The sequence below is a fragment of the Microbacterium sp. MYb72 genome (assembly GCF_002979415.1).
GTDB classification, from domain to species: Bacteria; Actinomycetota; Actinomycetes; order Actinomycetales; family Microbacteriaceae; genus Microbacterium; species Microbacterium natoriense.
In genome coordinates this window covers 31,878-48,238 of record NZ_PCOT01000004.1, presented here as the reverse complement: position 1 = coordinate 48,238, position 16,361 = coordinate 31,878, and the positions used below count along the sequence as shown (strand labels likewise).

Here is a 16,361-nt window from a genome sequence, read left to right as displayed (position 1 = left end):
CAACAACGACGGGACAGCCGATTTCATTCCCGAACCGGGATGCTGCTCATCGTTGGCAGCTCGGACACCAGAACGTCACCCGTTCACGGGTCGGATCCGCGCCCTGAGATCCCTTCCGGATCGGGGTCCCGCAGCGTCGACAAGGGCGTCCGGCCCGTCCGTAGACCCACGTCGTCTGCCCCGGACGATTGACTCCGGTGAAGGTGCGGTCGGCCCGGTCGCGATTGGCTCGGATCGTCCTGACACCGAGATCCACGAGGGCGGCGACGTCCACGTCCTGCACGGGCCTCTCGGGGAGGATTCCGCGCAGGAACAGGAGTTCCGCCGCGTACTCATTGCCGAACCCGGCGACATTTCGCTGATCCAGGAGGGCGACGTGAACGCTCCTCGGATCCGCCTCGAGTCTGCGGATCGCCTCCTCGGCATCCCAGTCCTCCGCGAGGGGATCGGGGCCGAGGTAGCCGATGAGCTGAGCCTCGTCGCGAGTCGGCACCACCTCGATCTCAGCCAGGTCGACGCCGACCGCCTCGCGCTTCGCTGTGCCGACGATCGCGCGGACCTTGAACGCCGGATGCCGCCACTTCTCCCCGGGGGCGTACACGAACCAGGCGCCGTCCATGCGCAGATGCGAATGCACCGTGCTGTCCCCGATCCGCAGCAGCAGGTGCTTGCCCCTGGCCACCGCGCCGTGAACCAGCTGACCGGTCAGATCCACGGTCGCGGCCCGCGGCACCCGGAGGTCGAAGCGGGTGACCTCGGCGCCGGCCAGAGCGTCGTCGAGTCGCTTCGCAGTGCGGAAGACGGTGTCGCCTTCGGGCATCAGATGGGCCGAGCGTCCGGGGGCGTCAGCGGTGTCAGCGGGGTGCGCGCCATCATGTCGCGCGCGAGCATCGTCGACGCGGCGACGGCGACAGGCATGACGACGACGGCGCCCCCGGGGATCAGGAAGCACAGCTGCGTCGCCACACCGAAACCCAGTACCCGCGCCCTGCTGCCCGAGAAGAGCGCCGCCCTGTCGAGCGGGCTGAAGTCGCGAGCGTCGAACGCGCGGCCCGTGAGCTCCCGAGCGAGAAGCCGACCGGAGAGGATCACTCCGAGCACGGCCGCCAGGAAGCCGCCGATCAGCGGGACGAAGCCGATCAGGAGCACGACGAGGGCGATCAGGATGCCGAGAACGACCAGGCGCAGGCCTTCGGCGAGGGCTGACCAGAACCCGCCTCCATCGGAAGGCGGAGGGTCGCCGAGGTCGACCTCGACGGCATGCCAGATGCGCTGGTAGAAAGGGTCGCCGATCGTCAGCGTCAGTGCGCTGAACACCACGGTGGACAGCGCGATGGCGGCCGCGACGACGACGAACCCGACGGCGCCACGGACCAGTCCCTTCCACGGCGCGGGCCACTCCTCCGCGAACGGGGTCAGCCACGCCGAGATCGACGTCATCCCGAAGACCAGCGGCAGCAGCACCGCCGCGAGGATCGCGAGCGAGATGAGCGCGGGGACGAGACCGCGGTTCATCAGCCCTGGACGCGTGCGCCACAGCGTGAACCCGCGCAGCAGTGTCCGCACACCGATGCCGAACTCCTGGATCATGTGACCAGGGTATGCGTCGAGGACGACATCGCGATGACGGCCCGATCAGATCGGATGTGCCCGGCAGTTCTCATCGCCGAAACCGTCCCCGGCAGGTCGGCTCCGAAATCGTGCAGGAACGGCCGGTCAGGAGCAGGAGCTCAGATCGCTCTACGGAGCGTGTAGCCGCGCGGGGTGACGACGAACCCGGCCTCCTGCAGGGCGAGCGCGAAGTCGGTGCCGTAGACGCCGTCGCCGTTCACCTTCTCGACCGTGAGCGTGTCGAGGCGCCTGGCTCGCGCCGTCGCCGCCAGGTCGGACGAGGCCGCCCGCAGCACATCGAGGTCGTCGCTGAACGACAGCACCGTGCGACCGCCCCGTTCGAGGTACAGCACGAGCGCTCCGTCGACCAGCACGACCAGCCCGCCCGCCTTGCGCCCGGGACGGTGGGAGACGCCCTCCCGACGCGGCCAGCCGAGTGCGGCGCCGTACGGGTTCGCCGGATCGGTCGCCGCGAGCGTGACCGCCGTACGCGGCGGAGGGTCGGCGAGACCGGCGAAGGTGCGGAGCCGGTCGACGGTCGCGGATGCCGCGAACTGCGCGGCCCCCAGCTTCTCGATGACGTAGCCGCGGCGGCAGTGCCCGGCCTCTTCGAAGCCCGCCAGCACCCGGTACGCCTGAGCGAAGCCGCCGGGCACGCCCTCGGCCTGCACGGCACCGCGGGTGACGACGCCGTACCTGTCGAGGAGGAGCCCCGCCGTGACGGTCGCGCGGCGCGCGGCATCCGTCTCCACTGCGGGCAGGAGCGACCAGCGGCCTCCGATGGACGTCGGCCTCGGGGCGGTGCGGGTGAGGGACACCCCGCGGTAGGTGCGCGCTCGCGGCGCCCGGCGGGTGACCTTGTGCGCCTGCGAGCCGCCGGCGAGCAGCGATCGCAACGGCGAGAAGGTGTCGTTGGTGACCCGCCCCGCCCAGGTCAGCGACCACAGCGCGTCGAGCACGGACTGCTCGTTCTCGGCGCCGGTCATCTCCTTCAGCTGTGCGGCGAAGTAGGCGCCCCCGGCGTGCAGGGCCGACAGCACCTGCGCCTCCAGGGATCCGGTCGCCAGCTCCGTCTCGGGCTCGGGGAGCGTGAACGGAGCGAGGTCGGCAGGGTGCAGCGACACCCAGCCGTCGCGACCGGGGAGCGTGCCGTTGCCTGCCCAGACGACCTCGCCGGCGGCTGTCAGCTCATCGAGCATCGCGGGAACGTAGTCGTGCACGCGCGAGGGGAGCACCAGCGACTCCCACGCGCTCGCGGGGATGGGCACCCCGGCGAACTGCTCGATCACGCTGAGCACCCCGTCGAGGCCGTCGAGAGGGCGCTTCAGATGCTGCCAGTCGGGGAGGAACCTCGCGTACGCCTCGGGGGACACGGGCTCGACGCTGCCGCGGATGGCGGCGAGCGAGCGCATCCGCAGACGCCGCAGCACCTCGGTGTCGCACCACTCCAGATCGGAGGCGCTGCCTGCGGCCTCCGGCAGGAAGTAGCCGCTGGTGATGCGCCCGGCGGTCTCCAGCCGCTGCAGGGTGTGGCGTGCGACGGCCGCGCCGAGTCCGAAGCGAGAGGCGACGGTATCCGTCGTGAACGGACCGTGCATGCGGGCGTGCCGGGCGACGAGGTCGCCGAGAGGATCGGCCACCGGTTCGAGGAAGGCCACGGGGATGCCGGTCGGGAGCGCGACCCCGAGGGCGTCGCGCAGTCGACCCGCATCTTCGATCGCCGCCACCCGCGACATCCCGGCGACGGTCACGGGGATCGCCCGGCGAGCGGCGACGAGGGCGTCGAGGTGAGAGGCGGCATCCGTGGGTTCCTCGAGCCGCTCTGCGACCTCCGCGGCATCCAGCGGTCCCAGCATCCTGAGCAGGTCGGCGACGCCCTCGAGCCCTCGAGCTCGGCGCTCGGGGTCGAGGCGCTGGGCCTCTCGTTCGAACTGCGCGATCACCGCGGGATCGAGCAGTTCACGCAGCTCGACCGTCCCCAGCAGCTCGCCGAGCAGGGCGGGGTCGACCGAGAGCGCGGCGGCCCTGCGCTCGGCCAGCGGCGAGTCGCCCTCGTACATGAAGGCGCCGACGTACCCGAACAGCAGATCGCGCGCGTAGGGCGACGGCTGCGCGGGTTGCGTCTCGACGAGCCGGACGCGTCGGTCGGCGATCGCGGTCGCGAGCTTTCGCAGCGACGGAAGGTCGTAGACGTCCTGCAGCACCTCGCGCAGGGTCTCCAGGATCACCGGGAAGGTCGGATGCCGCCTCGCCACCTCGAGCAGCTGCGCCGAGCGCTGACGCTGCTGCCACAGCGGCGTCCGCTTGTTCGGGTTCATGCGCGGCATGAGCAGCGCGCGCGCCGCGCACTCGCGGAACCGAGAGGCGAACAGGGCAGAGCCGCCGACCTCCTCCGTGACCAGATGCTCCAGCTCGTCGGGGTCGAACACGAAGAGGTCGGCCCCCGGAGGCTCGGCCTCGGCATCGGGGATGCGCACGATGATGCCGTCGTCGCTCGCTACCGCCGATCCCTCGACGCCGAGTCGCTCGCGGACCCGCGCGTTGATCGCGAGCGCCCACGGGGCGTGCACCTTCATGCCGTACGGGGAATGCAGGATGACGCGCCAGTCGCCGACCTCGTCGCGTCCGCGCTCGACGGTGAGAGTCCTGTCGGTGGGAAGAGTGCCGGTGGCCTCTCGCTGCTCGGTGAGGTGAGCCATGAGGTTCGCCCTCGCCTGCTCGTCGAGACCCGCCTCGATCAGGCGTTGCGCCGCCTTCTCGGGCGTCGCCGCCGACACCTCTCGAGAGAACTTGCCGAGCGCCTCGCCCAGCTCGAACGGACGGCCGATGCCGTCGCCGTGCCAGAACGGGACCTTGCCCGGCTGGCCGTACGCGGGGATCACGTTGACGCGGTCGTGCGTGATCTCGGCGATGCGCCAGCTGGTGGTGCCGAGCGTGAACACGTCGCCGACGCGCGACTCGTAGACCATCTCCTCGTCGAGCTCGCCGACCCTCGCGCCCGTGGTCTCGCCGGCCACGAACACCCCGAACAGACCGCGATCGGGGATCGTGCCGCCGCTCGTCACGGCGATGCGCTGCGCACCGGGACGGCCGGTCAGCGTGCCGGCATCCCTGTCCCACACCAGACGCGGCCGCAGCTCGGCGAACTCGTCGGACGGGAAGCGCCCCGCCAGCAGGTCGAGCGTCGCCTCGTACGCCGAGCGGGGGAGCGATTGGAAGGGGGCCGAGCGGCGGACCGTCTCGAACCACTCCTCGACGCTGATCTCGCCGAGCGCGCTGGCGGCGACCGTCTGCTGGGCCAGGATGTCGAGCGGATTGCGCGGCACCTGGATGGCCTCGATCTGCCCCGCCAGCATCCGCTCGGTGACGATGGCGGTGTGCAGGACGTCGCCTCGGTGCTTGGGGAAGAGGGCGGCGCGGCTGATCTCGCCGACCTGGTGCCCCGCGCGTCCGACGCGCTGAAGGCCGGAGGCGGCGGAGGGCGGCGCCTCGACCTGGATCACGAGGTCGACCGCGCCCATGTCGATGCCGAGCTCGAGGCTGCTGGTCGCCACGACGCAGCGGAGGATGCCGGACTTCAGCTCCTCCTCGACCTGCGCCCGCTGCTCCTTCGACACCGAGCCGTGGTGGGCCTTCGCGAGCACGGGGTCGGCGCCCGCTGTCGCCCCCGCCTGCGCCATCATCGCGGCGGGGATCGTCGCCTCTGGGAGCGGGATGCCGTTGCGCTCCGAGTAGATCTCGTTGAGGCGACCAGTGAGCCGTTCGGCGAGCCTCCGCGAGTTCGCGAACACGATCGTGGAGTTGTTCTCGAGGATGCGATCGACGATCGCCTCCTCGACATGGGGCCAGATCGAGCCGGTGACCTCCGTGTACTCGGCGGGCTCTCCGTCGACGGGGGCGGCGACCCCCGGGGGTGGCGGCGGGTTCGTCATGTCGTCCATCGGAACGACGACGGCGAGTTCGAAGGTCTTGGACGCGGGAGGCGCGACGATCTCCACCGGCGCTGCTCCGCCGAGGAAGCGCGCCACCTCGTCGATCGGCCGCACCGTGGCCGACAGGCCGATGCGCTGCGCCGGGCGCTCGGCGCCGTGGGCCGTGCGCAGGGCGTCGAGCCGCTCGAGGCTCACCGCGAGATGCGCGCCGCGCTTGGTCGCCGCCACCGCGTGCACCTCGTCGATGATCACGGTGTGCACGTCGCGCAGGGTCTCCCCGGCGCGACTGGTCAGCATCAGATACAGCGACTCCGGGGTGGTGATGAGGATGTCCGGAGGATCGGAGACGAGCTTGCGCCGGTCGCTCGACGTCGTGTCGCCCGACCGAACCCCGACCGTGACCGACGGCGAGGTCGTTCCGAGGCGCCGGGCCGACTGTCCGATGCCGATGAGGGGGGAGCGCAGGTTGCGCTCCACATCGACGCCCAGCGCCTTCAGCGGCGAGATGTAGAGGATGCGGGTGCGGGCGGCATCCTTCTTCGGCTCCGCTCCGCCCGCCGCCATGCGCTCGCGGAACACGCTGTCGATCGCCCAGAGGAACGCCGAGAGCGTCTTGCCCGAGCCCGTCGGTGCGACGACCAGGGCGTGCTTGCCCGCCGAGATCGCGTCCCACGCACCCGCCTGCGCCGGAGTGGGCGCGGTGAATGCCCCACGGAACCAGTCCTGCGTCGCGGGGGTGAACCGGTCGAGCACGCGATGCTCTGAGCCTGTCGAAGCGTCGCTCATCCCTCCATCATCGCCGAGGGGACGGACATGGGCTCCGGTCACTCGTTCGGGATGACGATCCAGAGCAGCACGTACGCCCACAGCGACAGACCTGCGAACAGCACCAGCAGCACACTGAGCACGCGGACGGTGGACGCCTTCACCCCGAAGCGCATGGCGAGGGCGGCGCAGACGCCGGCGAGCATGCGGTCGTCCCGGGGGCGCACGAGAGGGTTCATGGGTCCCATACTGCCCTTGCGTCGTCGTTCATGACGGATGCTCGTGCTGATGTCGGCGGGACGCCCTCTGCGCCGATCCGTCAGACTCGCGACGGCGCCTGTACCGGCGCCGGGGCCCAGGCGGTCGCGAAGGCGCCCCACATGATCGGGGAGTGACGCGGGTCTCCGGTGGAGGTCCACCGCATGCGCTGCTCCCGCTGCCAGGCAGCCAGGGAGCCGACCGGGTCGTGCGACTCGTGCGCGGCGTTCACGGCGATGACCGCGTCGGTCAGCATCCCCTCCGCACGGTCGCCGAGAGCGGGGACGAGACGGCGCAGACCCGCCTCGGTGGGCAGGGTCCACCGGGTCGCGGTCACGTACTCCGCGCCGCGGTGCAGGAACGCGGCCACGAGACCGGTCGGCTCGGCGAAGCGCAGGTCGGTGCCGGAGTCGCACGCGATGAGTGCCACGCGGTTCGGCGCGGTCAACGGCGGGAGCCCTGCGCCGCCCAGGGCGATCTCGGCGGCGGAGTAGGGCCGATGCGCCCCGATCGGCGGGGTGTCACCGGGGGCGTCTGCGCCGTCGGACAGGTGGAGGCGGGCGTCGAGCGCGTGCGTCGACGCGGTGACGTGCCCGACGTAGAGAAGCCGTCCTGCCCCGTCGAGGGCATTCGCCAACGCGATTCGGTCGATGTCCGCGCGGCGGAACGCGTCTCCCTGCGGCATCCGTCGCCGTCCGAGCGCGTCGATGGCCAGCGCCAGCGGGGAGTCGGGCGAGACGGGGCCGAGCACGCTCCCCAGCTCGCTCGTGTCGGAGAAGCCGGGGACCACCGGATCCAGCACCGCCGCGACGGGGGAGGAGGGCGACCAGGGCGACACCGATCTGGACGGATCGTTGCGCAGCGTGGCGGGCAGCAGGACGGACGCATCGGCCATGTCGACGCCGCGTTCACGACCGGAGGTGCTCAGCAGCTCCCACGGCAGCTGCGCGGTGGAGGGAGACAGCTGGATCCGCAGGTGAGGGCGCAGTCCGGCCTCTTCGAGGGCGTCGAGCTCGGCGCCCAGCCACTGCGGGATCAGCGCGGCGGTGAGCATCCCGGCGAGCTCCTGCTCGCGCTCCGGGTCCAGGAGGTCGCCGTGGGTGAGTGCTCTGGTCAGCGCATCGACCCCGCTCTCTCCCGGCAGGGGGGAGGGCAGGGCCCGCGCGAGGCGGTCGAGCACCGGCGCGACGAGATCCCGGGCGATGAGGGTCATCCGGGGCGAGCTGCGCTGGTGCTCCCACACCCAGCTCACGAACAGATCGTCGCCGTCGACGAAGCGCAGACGGGCCGTCGGCCGCTCGCCGTCTGGCAGATCGAGGAGCACGGCGGCGCCCTCGGTGCGGGCGAGGGGCAGTGGGGCGCCGAGGTCGGGGAGCTGTCTCCAGTTGCTCACCACGCCGGCACCACAGCCTCCGAGCGCAGCGGGACGCCGTACTCGGCCTCCGCCTTCCGGATCCACGTGTCGAGCACCGGCGCGGCGCCGGGTACGGCGATGACCCGCGGCGGCGGCGCGAAGCGGAAGGATGCCGTGCCCTCTCCGCCGAGCAGGCCCGCAGCGGCCGCAGGGAGCTCGTCGCGCTCCCGCTCGTCGCGCTCCCACTCGACGGCGGAGGCCCGCGGTCGCTCGAAGGGGACGGGCGCGGTGATCTCGACCGCGGCATCCGCCTGCAGCGTCACGGACGCAGCCGCGTTCTCGACGAGCTCGAACAGCAGCGCGGAGTCGCCGAGCGTGCGGGCCAGGCGGAACGCCAGCTCGCGTGCGGGCGCGGCGACCTGCAGGCTCCAGCGCTCCCTGGTGCCACCGGGTGCGAACCCGTCGCGCAGCGCCTCCGTGAGCAGAAGGACGGGGATCGCGAGGTCGCGCGCCTTCTCCAGCCGGGCGAGACGAGAGCGCGGGGTGATCGACATCGCCGCCCACTCGGCGTGCATCTCGGCGCGTCGCAGGTCGATCCTGCCGCGATCGTGGGGTGATCGCGCGAGCTCCCGTGCGGCGCGGTAGGCGTCGTCGGCCGCCGGATACCGATTGCGTGCCGACTCCGCGTCGCCGAGGAACGAGTAGGCCTCCAGCCGCTCGTGCACGGCGGCATCCCGGTCGAGCTCATCGAGCAGCACGCGCAGCGCCTTGGCGGCCGCCCCCGTCCGCCCCGACTGCAGCAGCACAGCGGCGAGTCCCGTCCTGCTGGCGGCCAGCCGTGTCGTGAGGCCGATCCGTCCGGCGAGCTCGGTGGCCTGACGGAAGCCCTCCTCCGCCTCACGGAGTCGTCCCTCCTGCATCGCCACGCGAGCGAGGTTCTCGACGGCGTGCTGGCGGCTCGTCGCGTCGCCGGAGAGTTCCTGGGCCTGATGCGCGAGCTGCAGATACTCCCGTGCGGCGGTGTCGTCGCCGGTGCGCTGAGCGATCACGCCGAGGTTCGCGTACGCGTGTCCGGAGAGCTCGGGGCCGACGCCCAGAGCGACGGACAGGGCGCGCTGGGCCTCGTCCTGCGCCTCCTGCAGACGGCCGGCGGTGATCAGCACCACAGTGCGCGCGTTGTGCACGGAGAACGCGAGGAGCTCGCGCTGATCGAGGTCGTCCGCGTCCAGCTGGGCCTCGGCCTCCGCGATGCCGGAGAGGGCGTCGTCGAGACGGTCCAGCTGCGTGAGGGTCTGCGCCCTCGACAGCATGCCGTTGATCAGCACGGTGCGCGTCGCGCGTTCGTCTCCGATCAGGCCGAGCGCATCGGATGCCGCGGCCAGGCCCTCGTCGGCCGTGCGCAGCGCCTCGGCCAGATCGCCGCGGAACTCGTGCGCCGCCGCGAGGTTCAGCAGCGCCCTGGCGCGCATGTCCAGGCCCTCACCGTCGACATCGGCCACGCGGGTGAGGGCCACCACCTCGCGCAGCGCGACCGCGGCCTCGTCCACGCGCCCCTCGTGCAGCATCATCGCCGCCTCGTTGTTCCTGTCGCGTCCCGGCTTCCACCGAGGAGTCGCCGGGATGCGGCCGAGCACGGCGCTCGGCGGGCGCTCCTCGGGGGAGGTCATCGGCTCGACCCCGCGGCCCGTTCGGCGAGGGAGGCGTCGGGGGAGAGCATCCGCGTGGCCGCGAAGGAGAGCACCCGTTCGCGGTCCGCCGCCGAGTCAGGAGCATCGGCGTCAGCGGGACTCAGTACGGGGTCCCGCACCCAGAGCAGCCGTTCGCCTGCGGGGAGGAAGAGAGCGGATGCCGGAACCTCCGCCTGGCCGCGGAAGAGCGCCCCGTCGCGGCGGAGGGCGACGTCGACGCCGAGCTCCGCCGGTCCGAAGCGCGCGGCGAGCGTGCGGCCGGAGGACGGGGCGTCGACGGCGGGCACCTCCACCCGCAGCGTCACGACACCGGCGCTCTGCCGCAGCGTCCACCGCGCCTCGGCCTCCGCGTCGACCGTCTGCGCGGGCACGTCGCCCCACCGCACGGAGGCCGAACGGGAGGCGACCTCGATGCCGTCGGACGCATCCCGCGCTCCACCCGCGGCGAGCGCCCACTCCTGACGGACCTGCGTGGCGTCCGCCGCAGCGGTCTCTGCCGGATCGAGGGCCACGCCGTAGTCCTCGGACAGCGCCGTCAGCGCGGAGAGGAGCCGTTCCCCCTCCGCGGTGAGCGCCGGAGGGAGCGCGGTCAGGGCGGATGCGATGCCGGCGGCGTCGGCGAGGGCCCTCTCGGTCGCCAGGTCGTCGTCGAGGAGGTGCTCCACGGCGTGCGAGACGAGCGCGATCTCGGCGGCGAGCAGCACCGGGTCGACGGCGGGCACCCGAGATCCGGCCGGCCACCACGCCTTCGTCCAGGAGAGGCGAACGAGACGGAGCACGGCGTCGATGACCGTCTGATCGCCCGGTTCGACGCGGGTCGCACCGTGGACGCCGCGGATGACGGCATCCGCTGTCTCCGGCCCGTACACGTCTGCGAGCCAGGCGCTCGCCGCGTCGACGTCGTCGATGTCGGCATCCGGAAGGGAGGCAGGCCCGGTCGGGTCCCCGTGCAGCAGCCCGCCCCTGACCTCGACCACCGCGGTGAGACAGGGCACCCGATCGAACGCTCCGTCGGCCGAGGAGAGGTGCGCGAGATCGCCCTGCACCCTTATCCGCAGGGTCATGCCGCCTCCGTCGCTTCCCGCTCGTCCGCGCCGCGGACCATCATCGTCTTCAACCGCTGGCGCTGATCCATCACGACCGAGCGCAGCACGCCGTCGAGGAGATCCCACACGTCCCGCGGATCGAGGGGCTGCTCGCGCAGCTCCCTGCCGTGCAGACGCACCCACAGCCGCCGCAGGTATCCGCGCCGCACGGTGCGGATGTCGTCGACGACGGATGCCGGCACTCCGCTCGTCCCCTCGGGGAGCCGCAGTGCCCGGCGCACGTAGGCCTCGCGGTGCCAGCGCGCCGCGAGCAGACGGTGGGCCGCGGTCGGCTGCGCGCCGCGTCCCGCGTCGAGGGCGGTGCTCGCCTCGGCGCCGAGAAGCATGGCGACCCTGCTGTCCTCCTCCCCGAGCTGCCAGGCGCTCGTCGAGCGGACGATCTCCGCGACGATCAGCTCCTCCGCGTCGATGCCGAGATCCACGCGCGCGCCGCCCGAGAGCGCGGCGAAGAGGCGCTCGAAGATCGAGCGGTCGAAGGGCAGCGGCAGGTCGCGCTTGGACGCCGTCTCACCGAGCCGGGGTGCGGGAGGGAGCGGATGCCGGGTCAGCCCGAGCTGCTGCGCGGCTCCGTCGTCGGCGAGCCGAGCGCCCGCCGTGGAGCCCGCGGAGCCGTCCACGAGAAGGGAGAGGGGCGCCGACCCGTCCCCGGTCGGGCAGGCGTCGAGGGCGGCGGCCACCGTCTCCGCCGATTCCGACGCCGACGCCGCTGCGGGTCCGGGGCCGGGGCGGCGTGCCCATGCGTCGCCGAGCTCCTCGCCGAGACGCGTCGCAGCCGTCTCGTCTCTGAGCAGCTCCCGCACCTGAGCGAGCAGCGAGTCGCCCGAGGCCTCGGCGATCTCCGTCACGACCTCTGCGGCGACGGCATCCGCATCGGCCGACGGCGGCCCCGAGGTGCGGGCCAGCTCGAAGCAGCGCTGGAAGTACTTCTCCTGCGGGTTGCCGTCGGTGATCCGCAGTCGTCGCCGAGCGGCCTTCAGCTCCAGGAACCAGGCTGCCGCAGCGGTCAGATCGCCGCCGGCGGCCCGGATGCGGTCGTGCAGCTCGGCCGCGGCATCCGACGTCAGAGTCCCCCCGGCGAGTCCGGGATTCTGCACCGGGCGGATCACCAGCGGATCGAGGATCAGCTTCAACGTGCGGGCGAGCGGACGCCCCGAGCCGTTGCTCAGCGCAGCCACACCCGGACCGAGCTCCCGCCACGCCTCGGCGATCACGAGCGCGCGCGGGCGCCGTCCCTCTGCGGACTCCGCAGCGGGGGCCGAGGGGGAGAGCTTCAGGGGCGCGCTCATGACCGCCAGCCTATAGAGCCGACACGACGGCGCGTCGAAACCCGTGATCGGGAGACCGAGGGCGACGGGCATCCTGACGGCATGAACACGAACGAGTCGCGAGGGTATGTGCTCAACGGCAGCACGGTCGTCCCGCTGGGTTCCTCGGCGGTGCCGCCGCCGAGGTCCCACGATCCGAAGCGGGTGCGCCGCCGCCTCCGGCTCCGCTTCCTCGGCTTCCTCCTCGCGCCCGTGCTCATCGGCGGGCTGATCTTCATCGCGACGGCGCTGTTCAGCCCGTCGTCGCGCGAGGTGGAGATCCTCCCCGGCGCCGCGGCGATCAGCATCGACGAGCAGGACGTGGCGCTCGTCGTCTACGCCGACGACTCGCGTCCCGGTATCGGCGAGCCGATGTTCCAGACCCGCGCGGCGGCGATCCGGCTGTCCGACGGCGTGACGCTCTGGGACCAGCGCCTGAACGAGGAACTCGGCAGCGAGGCCGCGGCGCTCGCCGGCGACTCGTCGCTCGTCTACGTCGCCACCGATGAGGGACTCGTGATCCTGGATGCCGCGACCGGTGCGATCCGCGCCGAGGGGCACGGCATCGACGGCATCGGGGCGGATGCGGTGTTCTCGGCATCCGCGTACGGCTACGACGTCGAGACGAACGCGGTCGTGGCGCTCACCGGAACCGGCGCGGTCGTGCAGATCCCCGTCGGCGCCCTCGCGGCATCCCCGGCGGAGGCATCCGTCGCGAGGCGCTGGCAGGGCACGCTCAGCGCCTCGGCCTTCCTGGACACCGCCGCCCTCACCAGGCTCGTCGACACGGCGACGGCGACGGACGGCACGACCGTGGAGATCGAGACGGTGGCCGAGGCCGTGAGTCGGGACGCCCTGGTGATCACGTCGCCGGACGGTGCACTCATCCGCCGCACGGAACTCGTCGACGCCGAGATCATCCCGCTCACAGGCGCGCAGACCCGACTCGGGGTTATGCTCCCGACCGGGCAGTTCCTTGAGGGCGACTTCAGCGACATCGACCAGGACGACATCGAGGCTCTGCTCGAGGCCGCGAGCGCGCAGGCATCAGCGGGCGGTGCGCTCTCGTCGCCCGCGGGGTTCGCCTCGGGATACGTGCTCGTGCAGCACCGCGAGTCGGTCAACGCCGAGCGGATGCTGCTGAGCAGCGTGTCCGTCGCCACGGGGGAGCTCGTCGACACGGTCGAGATGGGGGCCGACGCGATGAGGGCGATCGCCGGTCCGTCGGGGACGACGGCGGTCATCGCGGCTGATCCGGACGCCTGGCAGCCCGACACCCTCCGCGTGCTCGACGCCGACGGATCCCTGCGCCGCATCGAGGTCGGGTCGGTGCCGTGGTGGGTGATCTCGTTCGGATGACGCGGCTTCGTGGACGGTGTCGTACCCAGGTACGACACCGTCCACGAAGGGGCACTCCGGGGCGACGCGGCGGGTCGACCCCGAAATCTACGGTCGATTCATGCCCACGAATCCTCACAGCCCCACCGCACCAGGAGTCCCCCTCAGAGTCGTCGCCGCACTCACGGGAAGCGTCCTGGTCGGCATCGCCCTGACGATCATCTGGATCGCGCGACTGAGCACCGACCGCACGCTGTACGTGAGCGGTCTGGGGGCCGACGGCGAGCCGACGGCGGGGTGGTTCGAGATGGCGCTGCTGCTGCTCGTCGCGGGAGGATTCTCCGTCGCGTGGGCGGCCCGCGGCCTCCGCGCGGCTGTTCCGATCCTGAGCATCGGCACGCCGTCGCTCTCCGTCGCACTGTCCTCGTCGCTGTTCCTCGTGGCCTCTCAGGTGCCCTGCACCTCGGGATGCCCGCTGCCCGTCGGGCCCACGTTCACCTGGCAGGACCTGATCCACACCAGCGTCGCGGTGCTCGCCTTCGCCCTGGCCGCGGTGGCGATGCTCCAGGCGTCGTTCGTGCAGGGCCGGCCGGTGCTGCGCGCGCTCTCGCTGGGGTCGGGGATCGCCACCGCTCTCATCGCCGCGGCGGGTGGGATCCTCTCCCTCCTGCAGTACCGCACCGACATCGGCAGCATGCTGGAGCTCGTCGCGACCACGGTCGGGATGGGGTGGCTCATGATCCTCGGGGTCTCGACGGCGCACACGCAGCGGAGCCTCCTCTCGGCCTCTGCGAGTCGGGACGGGAAAGGCGCCCACGACGGAGCACGTCTCGGGGCGGCGCGCGCAGAGGCGTTCGCGGCATCCGCGTGAGGGGCGCGGTGCGTAGAGTCGTCCCATGGCCGAGTCTCCCGTCTCCCCGCAGGCGCCGGTCCGCGAGGACGAGCTGCCACGGCCGCCCGGCGCCGTCCGCCGGTTCTGGAGCGGACACCCGCTCCTCGTCGATGCCGTGCTCGCCGGCGTCTACCTCCTCTTCGCCACGCTCTGGGCGACCGTCACCCCGCTCTCCTCTGGTGTGTGGTCGCCGTTCGGCCCGATCCTCGTGCCGCTCGTCGGCGGCATCGTGGCGACGGCATCCCTCTTCGTGCGGAGACGCCGCCCGTGGGTCACGTTCGCGGTCTTCGGAGCGGTCGCGGCCCTGTGCCTCGTCGTGGATGCACCCGCCGAGCCGTTCGGCATCGCCATCGCCCTGTACGCGGTGTTCGTCTACCGGTCCAACCGCAGCGGATGGATCGGCTTCGGCATCGCGGCGCTCGCCGGCTGCATCCTCTTCCCCGCGATCGATGCCGCGCTCCGGGGGCGTCAGGAGAGCCCTCTCTCCTCGGCGCCGACCGGGCTGCTCCTCCTCGTCGTGCTGCTCGTCTCCGCGCTGCTCGGGGTGACGGTGGGCGACCGGCGCCGCTACATCGGGGCGATCCTCGACCGTGCCAACCAGCTGGCGCGGGAGCGGGATCAGCAGGCGCGGCTGGCGACCCTGGCCGAGCGCGCGAGGATCACGAGGGAGATCCACGACGTCGTGGCCCACAGCGTGTCGGTCATGGTCTCGCTCGCCGACGGCGCCGCCGCGCTGGCGGAGAAGGACCCGACCCGCGCGCGGAGCGCCGTGCAGGAGATCGGCGCGGTGGGGCGGCAGTCCCTCCTCGAGATGCGACAGCTGCTCGGCGCGCTGGGCGACGAGGGCCCCGAGGGCGAGGAGCGGTCGCCGCTGCAGCCCAACCCGGGCGTCGGCGACCTCGCCGCGCTGATCGAGACCTTCCGCACCGCCGGACTGCCCGTCGTGACGCGCACGCACGGCGAGCCGCCGGCATCCCCTGCGCTCCAGAACGCGGTGTTCCGGATCGTCCAGGAGGCGCTCACGAACGTCCTCCGCTACGCCGCCGAGCCCCGTACGGTGACTGTGACCCTCGACTTCAGGGAGGGTGCGGTCGTCGTCGACGTCATGGACGACGGGCGGGCGGGACCCCCGGCGGAGTCGGTCGGCTCCGGGCGCGGGCTCGTCGGCATCCGAGAGCGGGTCCGCCTCTACGGGGGAACAGCGGATGCCGGTCCGATCGAGGGCGGAGGGTGGCGCGTGCACGTGGAGATGCCGGAACAGGAGGCGCAGCGATGAGCGGCGAACGGATACGGGTGCTGATCGTCGACGATCACGAGCTGATCAGACGCGGCATGAGGATGGTCCTCGACGCCGAGGACGATCTGGACGTCATCGGCGAGGCGGTGTCGGGGACGGACGCCGTGCATCAGGCGGAGCAGCTCGCCCCCGATGTGGTCCTCATGGACATCAGGATGCCGGAGATGGACGGCATCGAGGCGACCAGGCGCATCGTCAGGAGCGCGCCGTCGACCAGGGTCCTCGTGCTCACGACCTTCGACCTCGACGAGTACGCGTTCGGCAGTCTGCGCGCGGGGGCCAGTGGATTCCTGCTGAAGAACACGCCCCCGGCGACGCTGACGGCGGCGATCCGCTCGATCGCCGCCGGCGACGCCCTCGTCTCCCCCCGCGTGACGAGGGCGATGCTGGACCTGTTCGCGACACGGCTGCCGCGGCAGGCCGGCGACATCGATCAGCGCGTCGGCGCTCTCACGGAGCGCGAGCGGGAGGTGTTCCTCGCCATCGCGAAGGGGCTCAACAACGCGGAGATCGGCGAGCGGCTGTTCGTCACGGAGTCGACGGTCAAGACGCACGTCGGCAGGGTCCTGCAGAAGCTCGATCTCCGCGACCGCGTGCAGGCCGTGATCATGGCCTACGAGGCCGGTCTGGTCTGACGACGCGGCGGGGCTGGTCTGACGACGCGGCGGGGCTGGTCTGACGACGAGGCGGGGCTGGTGTGGCGGCGTGAGCGGGATGGTGCGGCTGAGGGGCCGGATGATGTGGCGGCGTGAGCGGGATGGTGCGGCTGATGTGGCGGCGTGACCGGTCTGACGACGAGGCCGGTCTGGTGCGGCG

The 16,361-nt window shown here is 72.2% G+C and carries 12 protein-coding genes; 4 read left to right on the top strand and 8 right to left on the bottom strand.

Annotated elements, in window-relative coordinates; translation table 11 throughout:
- Nucleotides 1–46: 46 nt before the first annotated feature.
- The 8 genes from CQ047_RS03150 to CQ047_RS03115 all read right to left on the bottom strand — a co-directional run bounded on the left by CQ047_RS03150 (nucleotide 47) and on the right by CQ047_RS03115 (nucleotide 12,000).
- Nucleotides 47–820 (bottom strand): DNA-formamidopyrimidine glycosylase family protein, encoded by a 774-nt coding sequence (locus tag CQ047_RS03150; protein ID WP_105672832.1) that lies wholly within the window; start codon nucleotides 818–820, stop codon nucleotides 47–49.
- A complete protein-coding gene (locus CQ047_RS03145; RefSeq protein WP_105672831.1) occupies nucleotides 820–1,590 on the bottom strand; it encodes an EI24 domain-containing protein in 771 nt (256 codons plus the stop codon). The genes CQ047_RS03150 and CQ047_RS03145 overlap by 1 nt, the downstream gene beginning before the upstream one ends.
- Before the next feature lie 140 nt (nucleotides 1,591–1,730).
- Nucleotides 1,731–6,329 (bottom strand): ATP-dependent helicase, encoded by a 4,599-nt coding sequence (locus tag CQ047_RS03140; protein WP_105672830.1) that lies wholly within the window; start codon nucleotides 6,327–6,329, stop codon nucleotides 1,731–1,733.
- Between the two features lie 38 nt (nucleotides 6,330–6,367).
- Entirely contained in the window at nucleotides 6,368–6,547 is a 180-nt protein-coding gene (locus CQ047_RS03135) for a PspC domain-containing protein (protein ID WP_105672829.1), read from the bottom strand.
- 80 nt (nucleotides 6,548–6,627) lie between these two features.
- Nucleotides 6,628–7,959 (bottom strand): CHAT domain-containing protein, encoded by a 1,332-nt coding sequence (locus CQ047_RS03130; protein WP_219844581.1) that lies wholly within the window; start codon nucleotides 7,957–7,959, stop codon nucleotides 6,628–6,630.
- A complete protein-coding gene (locus tag CQ047_RS03125; protein WP_105672828.1) occupies nucleotides 7,956–9,587 on the bottom strand; it encodes a tetratricopeptide repeat protein in 1,632 nt (543 codons plus the stop codon). The genes CQ047_RS03130 and CQ047_RS03125 overlap by 4 nt, the downstream gene beginning before the upstream one ends.
- Nucleotides 9,584–10,672 carry a hypothetical protein gene (locus CQ047_RS03120; protein ID WP_146114261.1) on the bottom strand — a complete coding sequence of 363 codons (1,089 nt, stop codon included), beginning with the start codon at nucleotides 10,670–10,672 and terminating at the stop codon, nucleotides 9,584–9,586. Before CQ047_RS03120 ends, CQ047_RS03125 begins: the two co-directional genes overlap by 4 nt.
- The gene (locus CQ047_RS03115) at nucleotides 10,669–12,000 is read right to left on the bottom strand and encodes a hypothetical protein (RefSeq protein WP_105672826.1); all 1,332 of its coding nucleotides are present in this window, start codon (nucleotides 11,998–12,000) and stop codon (nucleotides 10,669–10,671) included. The genes CQ047_RS03120 and CQ047_RS03115 overlap by 4 nt, the downstream gene beginning before the upstream one ends.
- Nucleotides 12,001–12,081: 81 nt before the next feature.
- On the opposite strand from CQ047_RS03115, the gene CQ047_RS03110 reads away from it, so the two are divergent.
- From CQ047_RS03110 to CQ047_RS03095, 4 genes are all read left to right on the top strand, one after another.
- Nucleotides 12,082–13,377 carry a PA2928 family protein gene (locus tag CQ047_RS03110; RefSeq protein WP_105672825.1) on the top strand — a complete coding sequence of 432 codons (1,296 nt, stop codon included), beginning with the start codon at nucleotides 12,082–12,084 and terminating at the stop codon, nucleotides 13,375–13,377.
- Between the two features lie 100 nt (nucleotides 13,378–13,477).
- Entirely contained in the window at nucleotides 13,478–14,227 is a 750-nt protein-coding gene (locus CQ047_RS03105; RefSeq protein WP_146114260.1) for a DUF998 domain-containing protein, read from the top strand.
- A 25-nt stretch (nucleotides 14,228–14,252) separates the two neighbouring features.
- Nucleotides 14,253–15,524 carry a sensor histidine kinase gene (locus CQ047_RS03100; RefSeq protein ID WP_105672824.1) on the top strand — a complete coding sequence of 424 codons (1,272 nt, stop codon included), beginning with the start codon at nucleotides 14,253–14,255 and terminating at the stop codon, nucleotides 15,522–15,524.
- Nucleotides 15,521–16,180 carry a response regulator transcription factor gene (locus CQ047_RS03095; protein ID WP_105672823.1) on the top strand — a complete coding sequence of 220 codons (660 nt, stop codon included), beginning with the start codon at nucleotides 15,521–15,523 and terminating at the stop codon, nucleotides 16,178–16,180. The genes CQ047_RS03100 and CQ047_RS03095 overlap by 4 nt, the downstream gene beginning before the upstream one ends.
- The last annotated feature ends 181 nt before the right edge of the window (nucleotides 16,181–16,361 follow it).